The 24138-nt window shown below is 70.3% G+C and carries 21 protein-coding genes and 1 riboswitch; of the genes, 4 read left to right on the top strand and 17 right to left on the bottom strand.

The annotated features are described in order from the left end of the window. Window positions 1-70: 70 nt before the first annotated feature. The 5 genes from ACIQBL_RS25135 to ACIQBL_RS25115 all read right to left on the bottom strand — a co-directional run bounded on the left by ACIQBL_RS25135 (window position 71) and on the right by ACIQBL_RS25115 (window position 4359). On the bottom strand, window positions 71-1024 hold the full coding sequence (locus ACIQBL_RS25135) for an ROK family glucokinase (RefSeq protein WP_401945171.1): 954 nt from the start codon (window positions 1022-1024) through the stop codon (window positions 71-73). 54 nt (window positions 1025-1078) lie between these two features. After that, the gene (locus ACIQBL_RS25130; RefSeq protein WP_401945170.1) at window positions 1079-1576 is read right to left on the bottom strand and encodes a DUF5304 domain-containing protein; all 498 of its coding nucleotides are present in this window, start codon (window positions 1574-1576) and stop codon (window positions 1079-1081) included. Between the two features lie 81 nt (window positions 1577-1657). Further along, complete coding sequence (locus ACIQBL_RS25125; protein WP_401945169.1) at window positions 1658-2836, bottom strand: ArsA family ATPase; 1179 nt, start codon at window positions 2834-2836, stop codon at window positions 1658-1660. Window positions 2837-3037: 201 nt separating this feature from the next. Further along, complete coding sequence (locus ACIQBL_RS25120) at window positions 3038-3481, bottom strand: SRPBCC family protein (RefSeq protein WP_401945168.1); 444 nt, start codon at window positions 3479-3481, stop codon at window positions 3038-3040. A gap of 122 nt (window positions 3482-3603) precedes the next feature. Further along, the gene (locus tag ACIQBL_RS25115) at window positions 3604-4359 is read right to left on the bottom strand and encodes a metallophosphoesterase (RefSeq protein ID WP_401945767.1); all 756 of its coding nucleotides are present in this window, start codon (window positions 4357-4359) and stop codon (window positions 3604-3606) included. A gap of 338 nt (window positions 4360-4697) precedes the next feature. Between ACIQBL_RS25115 and ACIQBL_RS25110 the strand changes: the two genes are divergently transcribed. Then, window positions 4698-6533: an AMP-dependent synthetase/ligase gene (locus ACIQBL_RS25110; RefSeq protein WP_401945167.1), complete on the top strand. Its 1836-nt coding sequence runs from the start codon at window positions 4698-4700 to the stop codon at window positions 6531-6533. Window positions 6534-6546: 13 nt separating this feature from the next. On the opposite strand, the gene ACIQBL_RS25105 is transcribed toward ACIQBL_RS25110, so the two are convergent. Continuing rightward, window positions 6547-8127, bottom strand: coding sequence for a GMC oxidoreductase (locus tag ACIQBL_RS25105; RefSeq protein ID WP_401945765.1), 1581 nt, complete (start codon window positions 8125-8127; stop codon window positions 6547-6549). Window positions 8128-8293: 166 nt separating this feature from the next. Beyond that, entirely contained in the window at window positions 8294-9436 is a 1143-nt protein-coding gene (locus tag ACIQBL_RS25100) for a glycosyltransferase family 4 protein (RefSeq protein ID WP_401945166.1), read from the bottom strand. 123 nt (window positions 9437-9559) lie between these two features. Here ACIQBL_RS25100 and ACIQBL_RS25095 point away from each other — a divergent pair, with 123 nt between their 5' ends. Next, window positions 9560-10795 (top strand): glycosyltransferase 87 family protein, encoded by a 1236-nt coding sequence (locus tag ACIQBL_RS25095; RefSeq protein WP_401945763.1) that lies wholly within the window; start codon window positions 9560-9562, stop codon window positions 10793-10795. A 158-nt stretch (window positions 10796-10953) separates the two neighbouring features. On the opposite strand, the gene ACIQBL_RS25090 is transcribed toward ACIQBL_RS25095, so the two are convergent. The 5 genes from ACIQBL_RS25090 to ACIQBL_RS25070 all read right to left on the bottom strand — a co-directional run bounded on the left by ACIQBL_RS25090 (window position 10954) and on the right by ACIQBL_RS25070 (window position 16305). Further along, window positions 10954-12111 (bottom strand): hypothetical protein, encoded by a 1158-nt coding sequence (locus ACIQBL_RS25090; RefSeq protein WP_401945762.1) that lies wholly within the window; start codon window positions 12109-12111, stop codon window positions 10954-10956. Window positions 12112-12174: 63 nt separating this feature from the next. Beyond that, window positions 12175-13197 carry an NlpC/P60 family protein gene (locus ACIQBL_RS25085; protein WP_401945165.1) on the bottom strand — a complete coding sequence of 341 codons (1023 nt, stop codon included), beginning with the start codon at window positions 13195-13197 and terminating at the stop codon, window positions 12175-12177. Between the two features lie 242 nt (window positions 13198-13439). Continuing rightward, complete coding sequence (locus ACIQBL_RS25080) at window positions 13440-14474, bottom strand: NlpC/P60 family protein (RefSeq protein ID WP_401945164.1); 1035 nt, start codon at window positions 14472-14474, stop codon at window positions 13440-13442. Window positions 14475-14684: 210 nt separating this feature from the next. Further along, window positions 14685-16028 carry an NYN domain-containing protein gene (locus ACIQBL_RS25075; RefSeq protein ID WP_401945163.1) on the bottom strand — a complete coding sequence of 448 codons (1344 nt, stop codon included), beginning with the start codon at window positions 16026-16028 and terminating at the stop codon, window positions 14685-14687. Between the two features lie 37 nt (window positions 16029-16065). Beyond that, window positions 16066-16305, bottom strand: coding sequence for a hypothetical protein (locus tag ACIQBL_RS25070; protein WP_019067815.1), 240 nt, complete (start codon window positions 16303-16305; stop codon window positions 16066-16068). Between the two features lie 170 nt (window positions 16306-16475). Here ACIQBL_RS25070 and ACIQBL_RS25065 point away from each other — a divergent pair, with 170 nt between their 5' ends. Together ACIQBL_RS25065 and ACIQBL_RS25060 are read left to right on the top strand one after the other, a co-directional pair. After that, on the top strand, window positions 16476-17210 hold the full coding sequence (locus ACIQBL_RS25065) for a rhomboid family intramembrane serine protease (protein WP_401945162.1): 735 nt from the start codon (window positions 16476-16478) through the stop codon (window positions 17208-17210). Further along, window positions 17207-17488, top strand: coding sequence for an Lrp/AsnC family transcriptional regulator (locus ACIQBL_RS25060; protein WP_019062383.1), 282 nt, complete (start codon window positions 17207-17209; stop codon window positions 17486-17488). Before ACIQBL_RS25065 ends, ACIQBL_RS25060 begins: the two co-directional genes overlap by 4 nt. A gap of 155 nt (window positions 17489-17643) precedes the next feature. Here the strand turns inward: ACIQBL_RS25060 and ACIQBL_RS25055 are convergent, their stop codons facing one another. The 5 genes from ACIQBL_RS25055 to ACIQBL_RS25035 form a co-directional block, all read right to left on the bottom strand. Then, window positions 17644-19005 (bottom strand): aminotransferase class V-fold PLP-dependent enzyme, encoded by a 1362-nt coding sequence (locus ACIQBL_RS25055; protein WP_401945161.1) that lies wholly within the window; start codon window positions 19003-19005, stop codon window positions 17644-17646. A 166-nt stretch (window positions 19006-19171) separates the two neighbouring features. Then, a riboswitch (SAM riboswitch) is annotated at window positions 19172-19288 on the bottom strand. Between the two features lie 80 nt (window positions 19289-19368). Beyond that, on the bottom strand, window positions 19369-20433 hold the full coding sequence (gene trpD / locus ACIQBL_RS25050) for an anthranilate phosphoribosyltransferase (RefSeq protein WP_401945160.1): 1065 nt from the start codon (window positions 20431-20433) through the stop codon (window positions 19369-19371). A 134-nt stretch (window positions 20434-20567) separates the two neighbouring features. Beyond that, on the bottom strand, window positions 20568-22205 hold the full coding sequence (locus ACIQBL_RS25045) for a cytochrome bc complex cytochrome b subunit (protein WP_401945159.1): 1638 nt from the start codon (window positions 22203-22205) through the stop codon (window positions 20568-20570). Beyond that, window positions 22202-23257 carry a Rieske 2Fe-2S domain-containing protein gene (locus tag ACIQBL_RS25040; protein WP_401945158.1) on the bottom strand — a complete coding sequence of 352 codons (1056 nt, stop codon included), beginning with the start codon at window positions 23255-23257 and terminating at the stop codon, window positions 22202-22204. Before ACIQBL_RS25040 ends, ACIQBL_RS25045 begins: the two co-directional genes overlap by 4 nt. Next, a complete protein-coding gene (locus ACIQBL_RS25035) occupies window positions 23254-24063 on the bottom strand; it encodes a c-type cytochrome (RefSeq protein WP_401945157.1) in 810 nt (269 codons plus the stop codon). Before ACIQBL_RS25035 ends, ACIQBL_RS25040 begins: the two co-directional genes overlap by 4 nt. Between the last annotated feature and the right edge of the window lie 75 nt (window positions 24064-24138).

Here is a 24138-nt window from a genome sequence, read left to right as displayed (position 1 = left end):
CTGGTCACGCCCACGCGGCGGAGCCGCATATTGACACAGCCCCGCGCCCCTGAAGACAGAAGCAGGGCACTTACATGATCGGGTCCGGTTCCCTCGCCAGGTCCGCCGCGCCCACCATGCCCGCCTTGTTGCCCAGCTGGGCCGCGATCACGTCGGCGACCGGGCGCCAGTTTCCGCCCACCAGCCAGCGCTTGTAGGACTTGCGGATCGGGTCGAGGACCAGTTCGCCCTCGTCGGAGAGGCCGCCGCCGACGATGAACGCGGAGGGGTCGAAGAGGGAGGCCAGGTCGGCGAGGCCGGCGCCGGCCCAGCGGGCCAGCTCGCGGTACGAGTCGACGGCCACCGGGTCGCCCTGCCGGGCGGCCATGGAGATGTGCTTGCCCTCGATGCCCTCGGGGCTGCCGTCGCCGAGCGAGAGCAGCACCTCGGCGGCCTCGGGGGTCGCGTTGGCGCGCTGCTTGGCGTAGCGGACGAGGGCGCGGCCGGAGGCGTACTGCTCCCAGCAGCCCTGCGAGCCGCAGCCGCACAGCAGGCCGTCCGGCACCATGCGGATGTGGCCGAACTCGGCGGCCACCCCGAAGTGCCCGCGGCGCAGCTTGTTGCCGATGATGATGCCGCCGCCGAGGCCGGTGCCGAGCGTGATGCAGATGACGTTGCGGTGGCCCTTGCCGGCGCCGAACTTGTACTCGCCCCAGGCCGCGGCGTTCGCGTCGTTCTCCACGACGACGGGGAGGCCCACGCGGGCCTCGACCTTGTCCTTCAGCGGCTCCTGGCGCCAGTCGATGTTCGGCGCGAAGTAGACCGTGGAGCGCTGGCGGTTGACGTAGCCCGCCGCACCGATGCCCACGCCGACGATCTCGTGCCCGGCGCGGGCTCCGTCGACTGCGGCGGCGATGGCGTCCACGATGCCCTCGGGCGTGCCCGGGGTCGGCACCTTGTGGGTCGAGAGGATGTTGCCTTCCTCGTCGACCACCCCGGCCGCGATCTTGGTGCCGCCGATATCGACGCCGATGGTGAGTCCCATGAATCCCTCAGTTTCGGTCGAGCCCCGCTACGGCCCACCGTACCCGAGGGGCTTCTAGTCCAGGTCGATGCGTTCCCCGGGGCCGGAGTCGTCGCCCCGGTCGCGGCGGTCGTTCCTCAGGTCCTTCAGTTCGCTGTCGCGTGCCGTCCAGCGCTGTTCCTGTGCCTGGACCGCGGAGCGGTACGCGGCGAGGAGTTCGCTTCCGGCCGCCGCGAGGTGGTCGAAGACGTCCGGGTTGCGTTCGATGACGGGCTCGACGGCGGCGCGGGCCTGCTGGACGACCTGCTTCACCACCTGCTGGGCGGCCGGTCCCGCGACCTGGCCGAGCAGCGGGGACTGGAGGCCGGACAGCTTGTCCGTGACGGTGTCGACGAGCTTGCGCAGTTCCTCGGCGGCCGAGCCCGGGGGCGGGCCGTACTGGGTGCGCCGGCGGGCCTTCTCCGCCGCGAGGTCTTCGGCGGCCGCCGTCGCCCAGGCGTCGGCGTCGGTCGCCCGCACCTCGTCGAGCGCCTCTTCCTTGCCGGCCTCTGACGGGGGGAGCTCTTCGCTCATGACGGACTCCTGACTACGGTTCGTCTCTACGACGTTACCCGAATGGGCGTACGTCCTTCACGTCTCCGCGCCCCCGAATACTCACCGTCCCTGCGGCCACAGGTCCGGGTCGGGCGTGAAACGGATGCGCAGTTCGCCCTCGCGCAGGGCGGCGCCGGCCACGGTGCAGCGGCGCAGGGCCGACGGTAGCGGCACGATCCGGCGGAACCGGCCGACGGTGACGACGAGTTCGTCGCCGCGGCGGACCAGGTCCAGCTCATCTCGTATCGCGCCGGGCAGCGGGATGTGCCAGACGAGGACCCTCTCGCCGCCGTCCTCGGCGAGCCTGTCGACGACCGGCCACTCGACCGTGGAACCGGCCGCTTCGACGCCGGGCACGGCGAGCGCGGCGAGGTCGTCGGTGCCGCGCGGGTCGTGACCGAGGTGGGGGACGTGCCGGACGTCGTACGCCTCCCGCCACTCGTCCAGGGTCTTGCGCTGCTGGACGCCCAGGCCCGCGAGCCAGGTGTCCTCGACGGACTCGGGGAGGACCCGGTTGGCGACCAGCCGGTCGGGGCGCAGGCCGCGCAGGGCGAGGGCGAGAACGGCCTCGCGGACGGCGTCGGCGCCGGCGGGTCCGGGCTCGGCGACCAGTCGTACGGAGGTGTTCCGGTCGGCGAGGACGGCTTCTACGGCGGCCAGCTCCACGTCCCAGCGGCCTGCCGTGTCGTAGAGCCACTCCGAGGGCATCGGGACGCCGGCGAGGCGGCCGAGGACCGGGCGGAGGGCGCGGGCCGCTTGCCGCTCCGCGGGGAGGAGGCGGCGGAGGTAGCGGCGGAGTTCCTCGGGCAGGGCGAGGAGGGCGAGTGCCTGCGGGGTGGGCGGGAGGTCCACGACGAGCAGGTCGTAGGCCTCGGAGAGGGCCGCGTCGCGCAGGGCGCGCAGGAGGGTGAGTTCCTCGGCGCCGGGGAGGGGGGTGAGTTCCTCCGCGTCCAGGCGGGCGGCGCCCAGGAGTTGGAGGGCGGAGGAGGCGCGTTCCTGGAAGGCGGTGAGGTCGGCGCGGAACGACTCCGTGGCGTCGGGCCGCCACACGCTGAGGTTCTCGGCGACCCGCACGGGCGCCGCTCCCGTCACCACGCCCAGGGCGGCGCCGAGGGTGTCGCCGCGGTCGGCACCGAGGAGCAGTGTCCTGGTGCGGTTGCCTGCGGCGGCTTGGGCGGTGGCTGCGGCGACGGTGCTGCGGCCGCTGCCGCCTGGGCCGGTGATCAGGAGGGTGCGCATATGAGTGAACGGTAGTCGGTCGGTGGGGGTTGGGCGCCGTTGCTGGGGGGGGCTGCCGCCCCCAGGCCCCCGCTTCGGCCCTGAAGGGGCCTCGTCCTCAAACGCCGGACGGGCTGAGAAATACCGGCCCGCGTTCGGAAGGCGCCGGACGGGCCGATGATGGCCGGCCTGCGCTGAAAAAGTCCCCCTGCTTCAAAACCCCTACTGCTCCCCCGACTCCACCCGCTTCTTCAGCCCCGCCAGCGCCCGGTCGATGATGACCTTCTCCGCCTTGCGCTTGATCATGCCCAGCATGGGGATCTTGACGTCCACCGTGAGGAGGTACGTGACCTCGGTGGCGCCCGCGCCCATGGGCTTGAGGACGTACGAGCCGTCCAGGGAGCGCAGCATCTGGGACTTGACGAGGGTCCAGGAGACCTCGTTGTCGCCGGTCCAGGTGTACGCGAGGGTCTGGTCGTCCTTGATCGCGCCGGCGTCCATGACGAGCCGGACCTGTTCGGCGCGGCCCCGCTCGTCGGTCTTGAGGACGTCCGCCTCCTTCACCTCACCGGTCCAGTCCGGGTAGCGGGCGAAGTCGGCGATCACCTCCATGACCTCGGCCGGTGCCGCCTCGATCGTGATGCTCGAGCTGGTGTGTTCCGCCATCGCTGTGGCTCCTCCAGATGCGGGCCGGTGGGACGTCGTCGTGCACGTGTGCATGCAGCGTGAAGGCTACCGCGCTGCCGACCGCCCCACTTCACCCCCTACCTGCGGACATCGGGGCGCGGTCACCATTCCAGCGCCCAGGGCCTGCCGCTGCCCGCGAAGTGCCCCACGTTGACGCACTCGGTGGCGCCGATCCGCATCCTCCGCACCAGGGGCTGGTGGACGTGGCCGAACAGCGAATACCGGGGCCTGGTACGGCGGATGGCGTCCAGGAGGGCCCGGCTGCCGCGCTCGAAACGGCGCGCGACGGTGTCGTAGACCAGCTCGGGGACCTCGGGCGGGATGTGCGTGCACAGGACGTCGACCTCGCCGACGGCCTCGATCTTGGCGGCGTACTCCTCGTCGCTGATCTCGTACGGGGTGCGCATGGGGGTGCGGAGGCCGCCGCCGACGAAGCCGAACGTCCGGCCGCCGATCTCGACGCGCTCGCCGTCGAGCACGGTGGTTCCGGGGCCGGCGTACTCGGGCCACAGGGTCGGCATGTCGACGTTGCCGTAGGTCGCGTACGTCGGGGTGGGGAAGGCGGCGAACATCTCGGCGTACTGCTTGCGCACCGCCTTCTCGATCAGGGCCGCGCGGTCGCCGCCGACCCCGCTCCAGAGGCGGGTGCCGAGTGCGCGGGCCTCCTCGAAGCGGCGGGCGGTGCGCAGCTCGACGAGGCGGTCGGCGTTCTCCTCGCCGAACAGCTCGGGGAAGATCCCGCGCGAGTGGTCGGCGTAGTCGAGGAAGAGGACCAGGTCGCCCAGGCAGATCAGGGCGTCGGCACCCTCGCCGGCTCCGGCCAGGTCACGGACGTTGCCGTGCACGTCGCTGACCACATGTACGCGCGTCCGGGAGGTACCGGGTGGTGTGGGTGCCATGGCGATCAAGCGTAGGCGTGTGCGGCAAACGTGAACAGTGGCGGCCCCTCTCGCGGTTACTGGCCAGTCCAGAAAGGGGTGGACTACTGTGCGCGAGGAAACACCCATCTGTGTGACGCGGCGAACATCTCGCCGGACCCCCCTGTCGTAGGAGCCATACCGGCGGGTAACGTCCGGGCAGTCCAGTCGTGCTCAGGATTTCAACCACCGGGTCCTGACGCACCTGCCCGAGCCTTGGACCGGACCGTCGCATCACACAACGTCGTGGCGCCGGCGCCCTATGAGGAGCAGCAGTCTTGCGCGAGTTCAGCCTTCCGGCTTTGTACGAGGTCCCCGCGGACGGCAACCTGACCGACATCGTCCGCAGAAACGCCGCGCAGCACCCAGATGTCGCCGTCATCGCCCGCAAGGTGAGCGGAGCGAAATGGGGATCCCCCCGGCCGGAGGCTGGGGGAGGCGGCTGGCAGGACGTGACCGCCACGGTCTTCCTCGCCGAGGTGCACGCCGCCGCCAAGGGGCTCATCGCCTCCGGCGTCCAGCCCGGCGACCGGGTCGGCCTGATGTCCCGCACGCGGTACGAGTGGACGCTGCTCGACTTCGCGATCTGGAGCGCGGGCGCGATCACCGTGCCGGTGTACGAGACCAGCTCGGCGGAGCAGGTGCAGTGGATCCTGAGCGACTCGGGTGCCACCGCCGTGATCGTGGAGCAGGACGGGCACGCCGCCGCCGTCGAGTCGGTGCGCGCGCAGCTGCCCGCGCTCAAGCACGTCTGGCAGATCGACGCCGGCGCGATCGACGAGCTGGACCGCGCGGGCAAGGACGTCACCGACGCGACCGTCGAGGAGCGCAGCTCGCAAGCGAAGGCCGACGACCCGGCGACCATCGTGTACACGAGTGGCACCACCGGCCGGCCCAAGGGCTGTGTGCTGACCCACCGCAGCTTCTTCGCGGAGTGCGGCAACATCGTGGAGCGGCTGCGCCCGCTGTTCCGCACCGGCGAGTGCTCGGTGCTGCTGTTCCTGCCGCTCGCGCACGTCTTCGGGCGGCTGGTGCAGATCGCGCCGATGATGGCGCCGATCAAGCTGGGCCTGGTCCCGGACATCAAGAACCTCACCGACGAACTCGCCTCGTTCCGGCCGACGTTGATCCTCGGTGTGCCGCGCGTCTTCGAGAAGGTCTACAACTCGGCGCGCGCCAAGGCGCAGGCGGACGGCAAGGGCAAGATCTTCGACAAGGCGGCCGACACCGCGATCGCGTACAGCAGGGCGCTGGACACGCCGTCGGGTCCGTCCCTCGGTCTGAAGCTCAAGTACAAGACCTTCGACAAGCTCGTCTACAGCAAGCTGCGCGCGGTGCTCGGCGGCCGGGGCGAGTACGCGATCTCCGGCGGCGCTCCGCTGGGCGAGCGGTTGGGGCACTTCTTCCGGGGGATCGGCTTCACGGTCCTGGAGGGCTACGGCCTCACCGAGTCCTGTGCGGCCACCGCGTTCAACCCCTGGGACCGGACGAAGATCGGCACGGTCGGCCAGCCGCTGCCCGGTTCGGTGATCCGGATCGCGGACGACGGCGAGGTGCTGCTGCACGGCGAGCACCTGTTCCAGGGCTACTGGAACAACGAGGCCGCCACGGCCGAGGCGCTGGCCGACGGCTGGTTCCACACCGGGGACATCGGCACCCTCGACGAGGACGGCTACCTCAGGATCACCGGCCGCAAGAAGGAGATCATCGTCACGGCGGGCGGCAAGAACGTCGCCCCGGCCGTGATCGAGGACCGGATCCGGGCGCACGCGCTGGTCGCGGAGTGCATGGTCGTCGGTGACGGGCGGCCCTTCGTGGGCGCGCTGATCACGATCGACGACGAGTTCCTGGGCCGCTGGGCGGCGGAGCACGGCAAGCCGGCGGGTTCCACCGCGGCGTCGCTGCGTGACGACCCGGATCTCGTGCAGGCGATCCAGGACGCCGTCGACGACGGCAACGCCGCGGTGTCGAAGGCGGAATCGGTGCGGAAGTTCCGCATTCTGTCCTCCCAGTTCACGGAGGAGTCGGGCCACCTGACGCCGTCGCTGAAGCTCAAGCGCAATGTGGTGGCGAGGGACTACGCGGACGAGATCGAGGCCATCTACCAGAAGTAGCGGGCCGGTGGGGTCAGGTGTCCTCGGCGAGGACCCGTGCCATGGTGCGCTCGGCGAGCGCGGTGATGGTGACGAACGGGTTCACGCCGATGTTGCCCGGCACCAGTGAGCCGTCCGTGATGTACAGCTTCGAATACCCCTTCACCCGGCCGTAGTTGTCGGTCGCGCTGCCCAACACACAGCCGCCGAGCGGGTGGTAGCAGAAGTCGTCCGCGAACACCTTGCTGGGCGAGCCGAACAGGTCGTACCGGTAGATCGTCGCGTTGGCCGCGTTGATCCGGTCGAACAGCTTCTTGGCCATGGCGACCGAGACCGCGCTCTGGGCGGCGGTCCAGCCCAGCTTCACCGTGCCGCTCGCCGAGTCGTAGGTGAAGGAGGCCCGTTGGGGGTTCTTGGTGATCGCCAGGTAGAGGCTCACCCAGGTCTCGAACCCGATGGGCAGCGGGGCGATCTCCGCGAAGACCGGGTTGTCGGTGTTGGCCCAGTCGTCGATGCCCATGACCGGCATGGTCGACTGGTTGGCGCCGGTGGTGTCCCAGATGTGGTTGGCGCGGCCCAGCATGGTGTTGCCGTTGGGCCCCCAGCCCGCCCCGACCGAGGAGTTGAGCGCGGGCAGGGTGCCCGTGTCCCGTGCCCGGACGAGGAGTTCGGTGGTGCCGAGGCTGCCGCCGCCGAGGAACAGATAGGTGCAGCTGTACTGCTTGGTCTCGACGACCGTGCCGGTGTCGTCGATCCGGTCGGCGGTCAGCACGTACGACCCGTCGCTCGCCCGTGTGACGGCCTTCACCTTCTCCATGGTGTGGATGGTGACCTTGCCGGTGCCGAGCGCCGAGGCGAGATAGGTCTTGTCGAGGCTCTTCTTGCCGTAGTTGTTGCCGTAGATGACCTCCTGGGCGAGCGCCGACTTGGTGGCGGTGCCGGCCGCCTCCTGCTGCATGTAGCCGAAGTCGTAGACGTTGGGCACGAAGGTGGTCGTCAGGCCGGTGTTGGTGGCGGCCTTCCGCGAGGTGCGGGTGAACTGGTACCACTCCGTCGACTCGAACCACGTCGGGTCGATGGTGTTGACGCCGAGCATGGTGCGGGCGCGCGGGAAGTACGTGTTGTACATCTCGGTGGCGTCCACGGTGGGGAACTGCTCGGTGAAGTACGACTGGCGCGGGGTGACCGCCATGCCGCCGTTGACCAGCGAGCCGCCGCCGACGCCCCGGCCGACGTAGACGGACATGTTGTCGTAGTGCACGCGGTCCAGGGCCCCCGGGTACGGGGTGATGTCCTTGTTGACGACGTCCAGCCACAGGAAGCTGGCGAGGGGTGCCTCGGTGCGGGTCTTGAACCACATGGAGCGCTGGTCGGGGGCGGCGGTGGAGCAGAAGATCTTGCCGTCCGCGCCCGGGGTGTTCCAGAGCCGGCCCATCTCCAGGACGACGGTGGTGATGCCGGCCTGGCCGAGGCGGAGGGCGGCGACCGCGCCGCCGTAGCCGGAGCCGACGACGATCGCGGTCGCGGATGTGACCGCGGCGGGTTCGACGGCCTGCGCGGACTGCAGGCCGATTCGGGTGAGACCGGCGGTGGCGGCGGTCTGGAGGGCGATCATGCCCAGGATTTGACGTCTCGTCAGCTGATGCTGCGTCAGTTTTGCTGTCATGCGCGCAGCATCTGCGGATTATTGGCTTCCGCCTAGGGGTACTGACGAGTATGGATCGGACCTTTGGCGGAAGCTTTGGGCAGAGGCGCCGTCGAAGCCTTTGACGGACGCGTCTTTACAGCAGTGCCCGGAGCCGTTCCGCGAGGAGATCCCAGCGCCACCGCTCCTCCACCCACTGCCGGCCCCGCTCGCCCATGTTCTGCCGCAGCTCCGGGTCGCCGAGCAGCGCGACGATCCGGTCGGCGGCCTCCTCCGGGGAACCGCCCCGCACGACCCACCCGGTCTCGCCGTCGAGCACGGCGTCCGGCGCGCCGCCGGAGTCACCGGCGACGACGGGCAGCCCGGTGGCGGACGCCTCCAGGTAGACGATGCCGAGTCCCTCGACGTCGAGACCGCCGCGCCGGGTCCGGCACGGCATCGCGAAGACGTCACCGGCGCCGTAGTGCGCGGGCAGTTCGGACCAGGGCACGGCGCCCGTGAAGCGTACGGAGTCGGTGACGCCGGTCTCGCGCGCGAGCCTGCGCAGGTCCTTCTCGTACGGCCCGCCGCCCACGATCAGCAGGACGGCGTCGGGCTGCCGGGCCAGGATGCGCGGCATGGCGAGGATCAGCGTGTCCTGCCCCTTGCGCGGCACGAGGCGGGACACGCACACGACGACGGGCCGGTCGGTGAGCCCGAGCCGCGCCCGTACCTCGGCGCCGCCCGACCCCGGGTGGAAGACCTTCTCGTCGACGCCGGGCGGCAGTTGGACCATCCGCGCCGCCGCCTCCGGACTGACCGCACCGGCGATCCGCGAGCGTGTGTACTCCCCGAGGTAGGTGATCGTGTCGGTCGACTCCCCGATACGGCGCAGGAGTTGACGCGAGGCGGGCAGCTGCGCCCACCCGGCCTCGTGCCCGTGCGTGGTGGCCACCAGCCGCTCGGCACCGGCCTTCCGCAGCGCCGGCGCCATCAGCCCGAGCGGCGCCGCCGCCCCGAACCACACCGCCGTACACCCGTGTTCCCGCAGCAGCCCGACGGCCCTGCGGGTCGCGGCGGGTGTCGGCAGCAGCATGGTCGTGGAGTCGCGTACGACGGTGAAGGGCTGCTCGGCGTCGAAGGCCGCCGTCGCTTCCGCGCCCTCCCTGCCGCGCTTCCAGGTCGAGGCGTGGACGACGAGCCGCTCGGGCTCCAGGCGCAACGCCATGTTGTGCAGAAAAGCCTGGATGCCACCGGGCCGGGGCGGAAAGTCATTGGTCACGATCAGGGTCTTGCGCACGGGCCAGACCCTACCGGCCGAGTGGTCGACGCTCGTCACGGCCGCGCTTCATGGCCATCGCACAGCAGATCGGGAGAACATGTGACCCTCACCCGGCGGGCACGGCACGGAACAGGGGTACAGGTGGAGATCGCGGGCACGAGACGGCGGCTGGCGCTGCTGCTGGGGACCTGGGGCCTGACCCGAGTCGTACTCCTGCTGTTCGTCTTCAAGGTGGTCGTGTTCCCGGGCCCGGACGTCACCAGCGACGTGTCGGTGATCTACCAGGGCTGGTACGAGACACTCCGCCACGGCTCCTTCCCCCTGGACGACGTCACCTGGCAGTACCCGCCCGCCGCCGCCCTCCCGATCCTCTCCCCCGCGCTGCTGGGCTTCCTGGACTACGCGTCGGCGTTCTTCGTCCTGGCCTTCCTGGCCGACCTGACCGTCCTGGCCCTGCTCCTGTACACGGGCCTGCGCCCCGGCCGGACGCTGCGCGGCGCCTGGGTCTGGACGGCGGGCGTCCCCCTCCTCGGCCCGACCGTGTACGCGCGCTACGACGTGATGGTGACCGCGGTCGCCGTGGCCGCGCTGCTCGCCGGCGCCCGGCACCCGCGTGTGATGGGCGCGCTGGCCGGCTTCGGGGCGCTGCTGAAGGTCTGGCCGGCGCTGCTCCTGCTGGGCGCGGTCAAGCGCCGGGCATGGGGCGCGGCGGCGGTGACCGTGGCGGCGATCGCCGCCCTCTTCGCGGTGTCCATGCCGGGCGCGTTCACCTTCCTCACCTTCCAGCGCGAGCGGGGCACGGAGGTGGAGTCGCTGGGTTCCCTCGTCTTCCATGTGGCCCGGCACTTCGGCTGGCAGGGCCAGGTGCTCCTCAACTACGGCTCGGTCGAGTTCGTCGGCCCCTACGTCAACTGGGTCAGCACGGCCGCCCTCGGCCTCACCGGGATCGCCTTCGGCTGGCTGATCCTCTGGCGCCTGATGGCGGCCCGCTTCCTCCCCCACACCCTCGCGGACGCGGCCTTCGTGGCGGTGCTGATGTTCACGGTGACGAGCCGGGTCATCAGCCCCCAGTACGTCGTGTGGCTGATCGGCCTCGCCGCCGTCTGCTCCTGCTTCCGCGCCAGCCGCATGAGACTCCCGGTCGCCCTGGTCCTGGCGGCGGCCTTCGTGACGGTCCTGGAGTTCCCGATCCGGTTCGCCGACGTGGTCACCAGCAACGGGCTGGGCATCGTCCTGCTGCTGGTCCGCAACGGCCTGCTGGTGGCCGCGGCCGTCACCGCCGCACGGGAGCTGTGGCGGGCCTCGGTCACCTGGGCGGACGTACCGCCGCTCCCGAGTCAGGCGACCCGCTCGAAGGCGACCTCGGCGTCCTCCTGACGCCGGACACGCCCGAAGAGCACGCCGGCGACCGCGCACTGCACGGCCATCGCGAACGCTGGCTGAGAACGTCGGCCTCCTCGCCGAACAGCCGCTGCACGGCTACGAGTTGAGGCGCATGTCGAACGCCCGGCAGCCAAGACGAACCGGTCGCCGTATCAGCCGAGTTGAGCCCTGAGATAGTCGCGCCACTGCGCGGTGAAGTCGTCCGGTGTCGTACGCAGAACGCTCTTCATCGCGTCCTCCACCGCCCCCGCCCGCTTCTTGTGGGCACCGACAGCCCGGTAGAACGTGCCCAGTCGGCCCACTCCCCACCGGTCCTCGATCATCCGGCAGGCCAGCCAGCCGCCCTCGTAGGCCTGGGCCAGACCGGTCGCCTCGCTGCTGAAGCCGAAGTCCTTGTCGGCGGGGAGGGCGGCGGGGAGGTGGCCGTCCTGGACCGCGCGGTACAGCTCCGGCGCGGCCTGGGCCGGGGTGCGGCCGGTGCCCCGGTAACCGATCCAGTCGGCGTAGCCCTCCGAGAGCCAGAGGGGGGTGGCGGGGGTGGTGTGGGCGCGGGTGGCGACGTGGGTCGTCTCGTGGGTGAGGACGACCTGCTTGCCCACCGGGCCCAGGAGCGCGTACGCGTCCGGGTTGACGATGATCCGGTCTGCGGGCGCCCGGCCCGAACCGCCCGCCTCCCCCGTCGTCACCGCCGCGATGCCCCGGTAGGAGGCCGCCGGTGAACCCAGGAGCCCCGCCATGCCGTCCAGGGAGCCGGGGACGAGCACGACGACGTGCCGGGTCCAGTCGGTGCCCCAGGCAGCCGACACGGCCGGTACGGCGTGGTCCGCGAGGGCGCGGTAGTCACTCAGGGTGTCGGTGTCCTGCCCGACCCCCATCACCAGGCTGTGCGCGCCCTTGACCACGCTCACCCTGCCCTGGTCCCAGAGCTGTTGGCCGGACTTCTTCGCGGGCTTGTCGGAGTCGACGTACCAGTGCCCGTCGGCGGTGAGGCGGAGGGTGAGCGCGCGGCCGACGGTGACGGGCGAGGTGTCGTAGCCCTTGACGCGGTAGCTCAGTTCGGCGCCGGCGGTCGCGGTGGCGCCGGTGCGGTGGAGCGAGGTGAGGCGGTAGGACCAGGACGCCAGGGGTACGGCGCTCAGGTTCTCGTAGGCCGTGCGCGCCCCGGTCCGCGTGTACGCCGTCTCGTCGTGGTGCAGGACGGCCGCGGACCGGCGGTCGAGGAGGCTCTGGACCTCGGCCTTCGCGCTGTTCGCCGCGGGCTGTCCGCCGCACGCCACCAGCGAGCCGAGCAGCAGACACAGTGCGAGCACTCCGGAGCGCGACGCCCGCCTACGACCAGTCACTTCCCGATCGTACGACCCTTTCGCGGCGGTTCAGACCCGCGTGACCGACGAGACCGGCATCATGCCGACCGGGTCGTAGCGCACGGGCGCGCCGGGGTAGGGGGCGTGGATCACCTGGCCGTTGCCCACGTACATGGCGACATGGCTGGCGTCGGAGCGGTAGACGACGAGATCGCCGGGCTGGGCCTGGGAGAGCGGGATCCGGTGCCCGGCGTAGCGCTGTTCCTGCGAGGTGCGCGGGAGATGGACGCCCGCGCGGGCGTACGACCACTGCATCAGGCCGGAGCAGTCGAAGCCGCCGGGGCCGCTGGCACCCCAGATGTAGGGCTTGCCGAGCGCCGACTGGGCGGCGGCCACGGCCGCGGCGGCGCGGCCCGAGGAAGGGACGCCTGCGCCGAGGTCGGGGATGTCCTCGCGGGAGGAGCGGGAGGCCCGGTCGAAGGCGGCGCGGTCGGCGAGCGGCATCCCGTTGAGGATCTGCCGGGCCTTGGCGAGCTTCTGCTCGACGGTCTTCTTGTGGCTGGCGACGGCCTTGCGGCTGCGCTCCAGTTCGGCGAGGTGTCCGGCGGCCTCGGTGCGTTCCTGGGCGAGTTCGCGCATGGCCTCCTGGAGGTCCTTGAGCTCGCCCGCCTGCTGGGTGGTGATCCGGTCGAGGACGGAGGCCTTGTCGAGGTAGTCGGCCGGGTCGTCGGAGAACAGCAGCGCGACGGTGGGGTCGATGCCGCCGGAGCGGTACTGGGCGCCGGCGAGTGAACCCAGCGCGTCCCGCATGGTGTTGATGCGCTGCTGCTGCCGGGCGATGCGGTCCTGGGCGTCGCTCACCTGCCGGTGCAGCTGCCCGGCGCGCTCGTCGGCCTTGTCGAAGGCCTCGGTCGCCTTCTCGGCCTCCTGGTAGAGCCGGTCCACCTCGGCCCGGCTGTCGTCGTGCGGCGCGGCCACGGCGGAGGTGGCCGGCAGGGCGCCGAGGGCCGCCGCGGCGGCGGACAGGACGCAGACCGCGGCGCTGGCGCCTCGGTCGAACCCGGACGGTGCAGGGCGACGACGGGATCCCACGGGAAGCCGCACTTCCTTCCGCTGGCGGACACGGACCGTTTCCCCGGTGCGGGGAAACGCGCCAGACAGTAGCTCTGTGAAGGGGTGCGGGCCAAAGACCGGCGCGGGCACACAAGGTGACGCCCCGCCTATGACGCAGGTCATCGGCGGGGCGTGGAGTCAGCCTGGTGTGTCGTGATTCGCCCGTTCGGGCGGTGCGCAAGGGCCGGGGAACGACCGGAGAGGCACCGGATGCGGACGGATCAGATCCGGACGCCGAACTGGAACGGCATGTTGCCGATCGACTCGTAGCGCACGACGGCACCGGTGTGCGGGGCGTGCAGCACCTGGCCGTTGCCCGCGTAGAGGCCGACGTGGTGGTAGTCGCCGTAGAAGATGACCAGGTCGCCGACCTTGAGGTCGCTCTCGCTGTAGATGCGGGTACCGGCGTTCGCCTGCGCCTCGGACGTGCGGGGTATGGAGACGCCCGCCTGCGCGTAGGCCCAGGAGGTCAGGCCCGAGCAGTCGAAGGAGGAGGGGCCGGAGGCGCCGTAGACGTACGGCGAGCCGATCACGGACTGGGCGGCGGCGAAGGCCGCGGCGGCGCGGCTGGAGGCGGAACCGGTGGTGCCGAGGTTCACGCGCGAGCTGGAGCGGTTGGCGGCCTGGACCTGCTCCTGCGCGAGCGACGCCTTCTCGGCGGCGGTCAGCGTGTTGAGCAGCTTCTGGGCCGCGGCCAGCTTGGCCTTGACCTCGTCCTTCTTCTTCTTGAGCTCGGTCCGGGTGGCGGAGAGGTCCTTGAGCTTGGTGCTCGCCTCCGCGCGCTCCTGGGCGAGTTCGCGCTGCTTGCCCTGGATCTTCGTGAGCGCCTCGACCTGCTGACTGCTCAACTGGTCCATCGTGGACGCCTTGTCGAGGTAGTCGTCCGGGTTCGAGGACAGGAACAGCTGGATCGAGGGGTCGATGCCACCGGTGCGGTACTGGGCGCTCGCCATCGAACCGAGGCCGTCCCGGAGCTTGTTGAGCTCCTCCTGGCCGCGGGCGACGTTGTCCTGGATGGTCGAGATCTCTTTCTGGAGCTTGCTCTGCTTCTCCTGAGCCCCGTCGAGCTTCTCGGTGGCCTGCTCGGCCTGCTCGTAGAGGGCGTCGACCTTCGACTTGACCTCGTCCTTGCTGGGCTTCTCGCTCGGCGCGGCGTTGGCGGCCTGAGCGCTGAAGGCAACGGCGGCTGCGGCTGCGGTGGTCAGCACAGTCACACGCGTGCGGCTCGGCTGCTTCGGTCGACGATGGGACGCCACGGAGTCGAGCTCCTTCTATTGAGTGATCACCCGTTCGGAGGTTCGAGGCACGACCCTAGTGATGTTCCTGTGATCAGTTCAAATCCTCACACGAAAAAATGCCGTCACTCAAAGCATTCTTTGCCCATAACCAACATGCAGTGATGGTCGATTGACGCTACGTTGCGTGACGGTTCGGTCAATTCCGGCATTAAACCTGTACGTTGACCTTCACGACAGTCGCTTGAGGAGTACCGCAGAAGCGACGGGGCGGGCGCCCGCCTTCGCGATGCCGTCGGCGACCTCGCGGTCGGTCGAGGCGACGATGACCGGCCGGCCCGGCGGCTCCGCGCGCACCAGCTGGCGGATCAACTCGTCGGCGGTGACGCCCGGCTTGGAGAACAGCACCCGCACTCCGCGCGGCGGCGCCAGCAGCACCGGCGCGGCCAGCTCGGCCCCGTCGAAGACACAGGTGACCTCGGCGCCGGTCTGCGCGGCGAGCTGCGAGAGCTGCCCGAGCAGCCTCAACCGCTGCTTCTCCAGGGGCATTTGGGGATACCCGGTCTTGGTGACGTTGTAGCCGTCGACGACCAGGTGGGCCTGCGGGAGCGCCAGCAACTGGTCGAGGATCGCGGGGTCGTTCTCCGACAGCGCCCGCGCGGCGATGTCCTTCGGGGTCATTCGTCCCGGTTCGACCGCGTCCACGGTCTCGGCGGGCCGTACGGAGACGGGCGGCAGGGCCAGTTCCCTGCGCAGCCCCTGGGCCGCCTCCAGCACCGTGTCGAGCAGCAGCCGTACCCGCATGTCCTCGACGCTGCGCCCCTCCCGGGCCGCCTTGCGGGTGGCCTCCAGGGACGCCTCCGCCTCGCTGAGCCGCGCCTTGAGGCGCCGCCCCTCGCTCTCGGCGGCGGACAGCTGGGTCTGCCCCTCGGCGCGCGCGGCGTCCGTCTCGGCGCGCAGCTTGCGCAGGGCGGCCTCGCCGCGCTTGATGTCACTGTGGGCGGAGCGCAGCTTGCGGTGAAGCGACTCCGCTTCCTTCTTCGCCGCGTCCAGCTCGGTGCGCAGCCGCTCGGTCTCGGTCCGGGTCGCGTCCCGCGCCAGGGCCAGCTCCTCGCGCAGCCGCTCCAGCTCGGCCCGGTTCTCCTCGTCGGCGCGTTCGGCGTCGGCGCGCAGCGCCTCCTCGCCGGCGGCGGTCACGAGCTTCACCCAGCCGGTGGGGCGCAGAACATAGGCCGCGGCCGCCACATCGAGCGGATCCGCGGCCGGGGGCGGCGAGCCGGAGTCGACAGCGCCCGCGAGTTCCGACTGGGCCTCTCTCAGCTTCTCCCCGATCCGCTGTCGGAACAGCGGATCGGTCTCCAGCGCGGCGGCCATGGCGTTGCCCGCGAACTTCGCGCGCCGGTTGGGGGCGAAGCGGGCGTACTGTCGTAGCTGCGCGGGCAGTTCGGCGACGGTGAGACCGCCGAAGCCGTCGGAGACGATCTGCACGACCCGCTTCCGCACGCCATCGGGCAGCGGGCGGTCGAGCACCTCGGCGGCGCCGTCGCCCGGCCCCCCGCCTGAGTTCTCCACCATCCCTCACACCCCAATACCTGTGCGGGGCCACTCCCTCTCAGGAGCCGGCGCCCGGCCTGTCCACGAGTTCCACCTGATCCACGGCGTTGCACCAGCGGCAGCGCACCGACTCGATGGTCTCACTGACCACCTCGCGCTCCTCCACCTTCGGCTCACCGGCCAGGTCCAGGTGGAGGTACTCCACGACCTTCGACGAGCGCGTCACGTCGAAGCGCGTGAGGTTGCCGCAGAGGGTGCAGCGCCACCGCGTGGAGGCAGTCGGCAGGGGAACCGTCATCGTGGCTGTCCGCTTCCTTCGTTCCAGTTTCCGTGATCGCCGGTTTCCCCGGCGAGTGTGGCTCGTAACCCTACGGCCTGGCGGGTACTCGCCGCTCGGCCGTCCACAGGGCCCTTCCGGCGGCGAGGCGGTCTATGCCACTGCGTCCCGTTACGTCATGCTCTGTATCCATGATCAGCAACTGGGGCTCGGCACTCGTCAGGACGTTCCGCGGCACCTCGGCGCCCATGACGTACACCCTGATCGGCCTGTGCTGTCTGATCTTCGTCCTCGGCCCGGCCTCGGGCTTCGTCCCGTCCTACGGCACGGGGGACGCGCTGCTGGTGGCACAGCGGGCGTACTTCCGCCGCTGGGGCGTGGTGCCGTCCGACCTGTTCGCCGCCCCCGCCCGGGAGGCACTGACTCCGGTCACGGCCCTTTTCATCCACGGCAGCTGGATCCATCTCCTCGGCAACATGCTCTTCCTCTACGTCTTCGGAGCGATGACCGAGGAACGGCTGGGCCGGGTCGAGTTCACCCTGTTCTACGTCGTCTGCGGCTACCTGGCCCTGCTGGGCTACGCGGCGGCCAACGCGGACTCCGCGCAGTCCCTCGTCGGCGCGTCCGGGGCGATCTCGGCGGTCCTCGGGGCGTTCCTGTACCTGTTCCCCCGGGCCCGCGTGACGAGTCTCCTCCCCTTCCTCTTCTTCCTGCCGCTGCGCTTCCCCGCGTGGGTCGTCCTGCCGTTCTGGGCGGCGTTGCAGTGGCTCGCGGCGGGCCAGGCCGCGCAGGGGCCGGGGGTGGCGTATCTCGCCCACCTCGTGGGCTTCACGCTGGGGTTCGGCTACGCGTGGGTGCGGTTCGGTCGTACGACTAGAGTGAAACCCGCCCCAGCAACGGTCCCCGAGGGAGAGAACCAGCCGTGATCACCGCGATCGTCCTCATCAAGACCAGCGTGGACCGGATTCCGGAGATCGCCGAGTCGATCGCCGCGCTCGAATCCGTGAGCGAGGTCTTCTCTGTCACCGGTACGTACGACTTGATCGCGATGGTGCGGGTGCGGCAGCACGAGGATCTGGCCGAGGTGATCCCCGGGCGGATCAGCAAGATCCCCGGGGTGGAGGGGACGGATACGCACGTGGCGTTTCGGACGTACTCGCAGCATGACCTTGAGGCTGCGTTCGCTATTGGGCTGGACTCTTGAGGTTGAGCGCCTAGTGGGGTGGGGGGGGCGCGGAGCGTTTGCGACTGACCGTGCGTTGTGGCTGGTCGCGCCCCGCGGCGGAGCCGCATATCGATACAGCCCCGCGCCCCTAAGGGTGCTGCCCCGAAGGGCATGTGCATCGGACCGCGCTTACCTCACACCGCCGGGACGCAGCGGCCGTTCTCCGTGTGGTAAGTCCACTTGGCGCCCTTGGTCACCAGTTCGCGTACCGCGCCTACGAAACGCTCCACGTGCTCGTCCGGGGTGCCCGCGCCGAAGCTGATGCGGATGGCGTTGAGGGACTTCTCGCCCGGGGCCGCCTCGGGGGCTCCGCACTCGCCCTGGGTCTGGGGGTCGCTGCCGAGGAGGGTGCGGACCAGCGGGTGGGCGCAGAAGAGGCCGTCGCGGACGCCGATGCCGTACTCGGCGGAGAGGGCGGCGGCGAAGTGGGAGCTGTTCCAGCCGTCGACGACGAAGGAGATCACGCCCACGCGCGGGGCGTCGTCGCCGAAGAGGGACAGGACGCGGACCTCCGGGACCTCGGCCAGGCCTGCCCGCACCTTCTCGATCAGGTGCTGCTCGCGGGCCACCAGCGTGTCGAAGCCCGCCTCCGTGAGCGCCTTGCAGGCCGACGCGATGGAGTAGGCGCCGATGACGTTCGGGGAGCCGGCCTCGTGGCGGGCGGCGCTGTCGTGCCACTCCACGTCCACTCCCCCGTCCTCGCGCCGGGTGACCTTGCGGCTGGCGCCGCCGCCCGCGAGGTAGGGGTCGGCGGCCTGGAGCCAGTCGGCGCGGCCGGCGAGGACTCCGGAGCCGAAGGGGGCGTACAACTTGTGGCCGGAGAAGGCGATCCAGTCGACGTCGAGATCCTGGACGGACACCGGGTGGTGCGGGGCGAGCTGGGCGGCGTCCAGGACGATACGGGCGCCGTGGGCGTGCGCGGCGGCGGCGAGTTCACGGACCGGCCACAGCTCGCCGGTGACGTTCGAGGCACCGGTGACGCAGACGAGGGCCGGGCCCTGGGGGTCGCGAGCGGCGAGGGCCTGCTTCAGGGTCTCGACGGCCTGGTGCGGGGTGCGCGGGGCGTTGAGGTAGGTGACCTGGGCGTCCTTCCAGGGCAGCAGGGAGGCGTGGTGCTCGGTCTCGAAGACGAAGACCTGGCAGTCGGCGGGGAGCGCGGCGGCGAGGAGGTTGAGGGAGTCCGTGGTGGAGCGGGTGAAGATCAGCTGGTCGTCGGGGCGGCAGTCCAGGAACTCCTCGACCGTCCTGCGGGCGTTCTCGAAGAGGTCGGTGGAGAGCTGCGAGAGGTAGCCGGCGCCCCGGTGGACGCTGCCGTAGTACGGGGCGTAGGCCGCCACGTCGTCCCAGACGCGCTGGAGGGCGGGGGCGCTGGCCGCGTAGTCGAGCGCCGCGTAGGTGACCTCGCCGCCCGTGACGAGCGGGACGGTGACATCCCGGCCGAGAACGGGCATCTGGGCACAAATGGTCCGGGCGGCGGCAGCGGTGGAGACAGACATGGCGAACTCCTGTGAGAGGCAAGGGGGTTCCGCCGGGCGAGCGCGGACGGCTCAAGCACGGAGGAGGGTGAAAGGGGGTATGCGGAGGCGGGGCTCGGCGCCCTATCGCATTCGCTTGCTCACAGAGGGCTCCCTCGATGACCAGGACCCCTGGTGTCTTTCGAGGGGCCCGCGCTTGCCGTAGACCTCGCTGCCTACGGCCTGGTCTTCACCCGGGGCACCCCGCCACGGACGGAGGGTTGCCGGACAGTCGGCCGGGGCCTCATGACTGTCACTCATGACCTGGTCAGAAAACTTACGCGACGTGATCGTCGTCCCGCAACCCGTGTCCGGATCGCGGGACGACGACCGCCGTACGTGCCGCTACGCGTTGGTGGCAGCCGCCCAGCGCTCCAGCGTCCGCTTGGCGGCACCCGAGTCGATCGACTCCGCCGCCTTCGCCATCCCGGCCCGGATCCGGTCCACCAGCGGCCCGTCCTCCGCCTCCAGGGCCACCAGCGCAGCCGCCGAGTTCAGGAGTACGGCGTCCCGTACCGGGCCCGTCTCGCCGTCCAGGAGACGGCGGGCGACGCCCGCGTTGTACTCGGGGCCGGCACCGCGCAGCGCCTCGATGGGCACCAGTGGGAGGCCGACTTCCCGGGGGTCGAAGGCCTCCTCGGTGACCTTGCCGTCGCGGACGATCCACACCCGGGAGGTGGCGGTGGTCGTCAGCTCGTCCAGGCCGTCGTCACCGCGGAACACCAGCGCGGAGGAACCGCGTTCGGCGAGCACCCCGGCGATGAGCCCCGACATCCGGGTGTCGAAGCAGCCGACCGCCGAGGCGGTGACGCGGGCCGGGTTGGTGAGCGGGCCGAGGAGGTTGAACGCGGTCGGGATCCCCAGGGCTCCGCGGACCGCGCCGGCGAACCGCATCGCGGGGTGGAACTTGGCCGCGAAGCAGAAGGTGATCCCGGCCTCCGCCGCCACCCGCGCCACCTGCTCGGTCGGCAGGTCGAGGTTGATGCCGAGCTTCTCCAGCACGTCGGAGGAACCGCTCGCCGAGGACGCGGCACGGTTGCCGTGCTTGACGACCTTCGCGCCGGTGCCGGCGATCACGATCGCGGACATCGTCGAGATGTTGACCGTCTTGGCCCGGTCACCGCCCGTACCGACGATGTCGACGGCCGGCCCCGGGATGTCCAGCGGCTTGGCGTGCGCGTACATCGTCTCGACGAGACCGGTGATCTCCTCGACCGTCTCGCCCTTGGCCCGCAGCGCCACCAGGAAACCGGCGATCTGCGCGTCCGCCGCCTCCCCGCTCATGATCCGGTCCATCGCCCACGCCGCGTCGGCGGTGCTCAGGTCCTGTCCGGCAAGCAGGGCGCTCAGTACGTCGGGCCAGGAACGGGCCGCCGCGGTGTCGCCTCCAGCGGGGGTCACAGCGCTCATACGGCCGCTCCTGAGTGTCGTAGAAACATGGTTCGAAAGACCTCCCCCACCCTATCCAGCCGCGGGCACGGCGAAGGGCCCCGTCCGGTGTTCGGACGGGGCCCTTCGACCGCGGCGTGGCGACGCCTCAGCGATCAGTGGTGGCCGTGGCCGCTCGTGATCTCCTTGTACTCCTCGACGGTGGGCTTGGGGATCTGGGACTCCTCGCCGTAGTACGCCTCGCTCAGCTTGGCGCGCAGCTTCTCGGAGCCCTTCACCTTGCGCTCGACACCGTTCTCGTCGACGGTCGCGCCGATCGCGGCCGGCACGTACTGCTCGTGCGCGGTGAGCGTGTGCAGCGCGTCCTGGCTGAGCGGCTCGTGGATCTCGACGAACTCACCGTGCGGCAGGCGCTTGATGATGCCCGACTCGCGGCCGTGCAGCACCTTGTCCCGGTCGCGGCGCTGGAGGCCGAGGCAGACCCGCTTGGTGGCGATGAACACGAGCACCGGCACCACGAAGAAGCCGACGCGCACGAACCAGGTGATCGAGTTGATCGACAGGTGGAAGTGCGTGGCCCAGATGTCGTTGCCGCCACCGACGAGCAGGACGAAGTACCACGAGATCCACGCGGCACCGAAGGCCGTACGGGTCGGGACGTTGCGCGGGCGGTCCAGGATGTGGTGCTCGCTCTTGTCGCCGGTGACCCAGGACTCGATGAACGGGTAGACCGCGATCGCGACCAGGACCAGCGGGAAGATGATCAGCGGGATGAACACACCCAGGACGAGCGTGTGACCCCAGACGTTGATCTCCCAGCCCGGCATGACACGGATCAGGCCCTCGGAGAAGCCCATGTACCAGTCGGGCTGGGCGCCCGTGGACACCATGTCCGGACGGTACGGGCCCATGGCCCAGATCGGGTTGATCGAGGCGATCGCCGCGACGGCCGCGATGACACCGAAGACCAGGAAGAAGAAGCCTCCGGCCTTGGCCATGTAGACCGGCAGCAGCGGCATGCCGACGACGTTGTTGTTCGTCTTTCCGGGGCCCGCGAACTGCGTGTGCTTGTGGTAGAAGACCAGGATCAGGTGGCCGACCACCAGGCCGAGCATGATGCCCGGCAGCAGCAGGATGTGGATCGAGTAGAACCGTGCGACGAAGTCGCCGCCCGGGAACTCGCCGCCGAAGAGGAAGAACGACAGGTACGTGCCGACGATCGGCACGGACAGGACCGCGCCCTCCATGAAGCGGACACCGGTGCCGGAGAGCAGGTCGTCCGGGAGCGAGTAACCGGTGAAGCCGGTGAACATGCCCAGGACGAACAGCAGGAAGCCGAACAGCCAGTTGACCTCACGCGGCTTGCGGAACGCACCCGTGAAGAACACGCGCATCATGTGCACGAACATGGCGGCGAGGAAGATCAGCGCCGCCCAGTGGTGGATCTGACGGATCAGCAGACCGCCGCGCACATCGAAGGAGATGTGCATCGTCGAGTTGAACGCCTCCGACATCAGCTGCCCCTGGAGCGGGACATAGCTGCCGTGGTACGTCACCTCGTTCATCGACGGGTGGAAGAACAGCGTCAGATACACACCCGTGAGGATGATGATGATGAAGCTGTAGAGGCAGACCTCACCCAGCATGAACGACCAGTGGTCGGGGAAGATCTTGCGCATGTTGGACTTGGCGAGGGAGTAGATCCCGAGCCGTCCGTCCGCCCAGTCGGCGATCTTCTCGCCGGCCGGTGCTTTCTCGCGCGCACGCGAGTCTGTGTTCGTCGTAGTGCTCATCCGCGCTCCCAGAATGCAGGACCGACGGGCTCCTCGAAGTCGCCGAGCGCCTGGAGGTAGCCCTCGTCGCTCACACCGATGCGCAGCTGCGGCAGGGCGTGACCGGCCGGGCCGAAGATCACTCGGGCACCGTCGGAGAGGTCGAAGGTGGACTGGTGGCACGGGCACAGCACGTGGTGCGTCTGCTGCTCGTACAGGGAGATCGGGCAGCCCACGTGGGTGCAGATCTTCGAGAAGGCCACGATGCCCTCGTGCGCCCACTCCAGCTCGCGCTTGTCCTTGATGTTGTCCGGCTGCAGCCGGACGATCATCAGCGCCGACTTGGCGATCTCGGTCTGGAACTCCTCGTCGGTCTCCTCCAGGCCCTCGGGCTTGGCGAAGGTGAGCGAGCCGACGGCCACGTCCGAGGGACGCAGCGGCAGGTTCGTGTTCATGTTGACGAGGAGCTTGCCCTTGGACCACAGGGTGTGCCGGAGCTTGGTGCCCGGCAGCGGGCCCAGGTCGCGCAGCAGCATGACGCCGGAGAGCGGGAACAGGGCCAGCGCGCCGAACATCGTGTTGCGGATCAGCTTGCGACGGCCGAGCGCCGACTCCTTGGCACCCTGCTTGAAGTCGGCCAGCACCTTGGCCTTGACCTCGGGGGGTGCCTCGATCGCGTGCCGCTCGTCGGCGACCTCCACGTCGGACATCAGGGTGCGGGCCCAGTGGACCGCGCCCGCGCCGATGGTGAAGAGCGCCGTACCGAGGGTCAGACCCAGCGCGAAGTTGAGCGCGTTGACGCGGCCGATCGGGAAGACGAAGATCGGCTTGTCGTGCGGGATCGCCACGTACGAGGCGATGAAGCCGACGGTGGCGAGCATCGACAGGGTGAACAGGAAGGCGACGACGCGCTCGGACCGCTTGGCGGCCCGCTCGTCGATGTCCTGGACACGGTGCTCGTGCGGCGGCAGTCCCGGGTCGGCGAACGGGTCGTGCTCGTCCGCCACCGACACCGCGCCGTGCGCGTCCTGCTCAGCGGGCAGGTTCTCTTCTGGAATGTCTTGGCTACTCATGACTTCTTGGCCTTTGCGGTCCGAGCGGCGACCCAGACGGCTACCGCGATCAGCGCGCCCAGACCGAAGATCCAGGCGAAGAGACCCTCACTGACCGGACCGAGACCGCCCAGCTCAAGCCCGCCGGGGCTCTCGGTGTTGTCGCCGTTGACCGCGTTGAGGTACGCGATGATGTCCTTCTTGTTCTTCGACGACAGCGTGGTGTCGGGGAAGGAAGGCATGTTCTGCGGGCCGGTCTGCATGGCCTCGTAGATGTGCTTCGGTGCGACACCCTCAAGGCTCGGCGCGTACTTGCCGTGCGTCAGCGCGCCGCCCTTGCCGGTGAAGTTGTGGCACTGGGCGCAGTTGGTGCGGAACAGCTCGCCACCCTTGGCGATGTCCGACCCCTCGGGCCCGTACTCGTTCTTCGTCGGGATGACCGGACCGGCGCCCAGCGAGGCGATGTACGCCGCGAGCTGGTCGATCTCGGCCTGGGAGTAGATGACCTTCTTGGCCGGGATCTGAGCACCCGGCTGCTGCGCCGGCATCCGGCCGGTGCCGACCTGGAAGTCGACCGCCGCGGCGCCGACGCCCACAAGGCTCGGACCGTCGGAGGAGCCCTGACCGCCGGTGCCGTGGCAGCTTGCGCAGCCGACGGCGAAGAGCTTCTTGCCCTCGTCGATGGCGAGGGACTGGGCGGACTCGTCGGCCTGCGCCTTGCTCGCGGGCGCGAACGCGGCGTACAGCCCCCCAGTTGCCGCCAGCGCGAGGAGGAGTACGACGACCGCCGCCAGCGGATGGCGTCGTCGTGTGGAGAGCTTTTTCACGGATTACCCCGGTGTCAGGATCTTCTGCGTCGATGCTTCTGGAATGTGCGCTTCTTGGGCGCGCGCGGGATCGGG

The organism is Streptomyces sp. NPDC088350 (assembly GCF_044753545.1).
Classification (GTDB): domain Bacteria; phylum Actinomycetota; class Actinomycetes; order Streptomycetales; family Streptomycetaceae; genus Streptomyces.
This window is presented reverse-complemented; position numbering and strand designations above follow the sequence as displayed.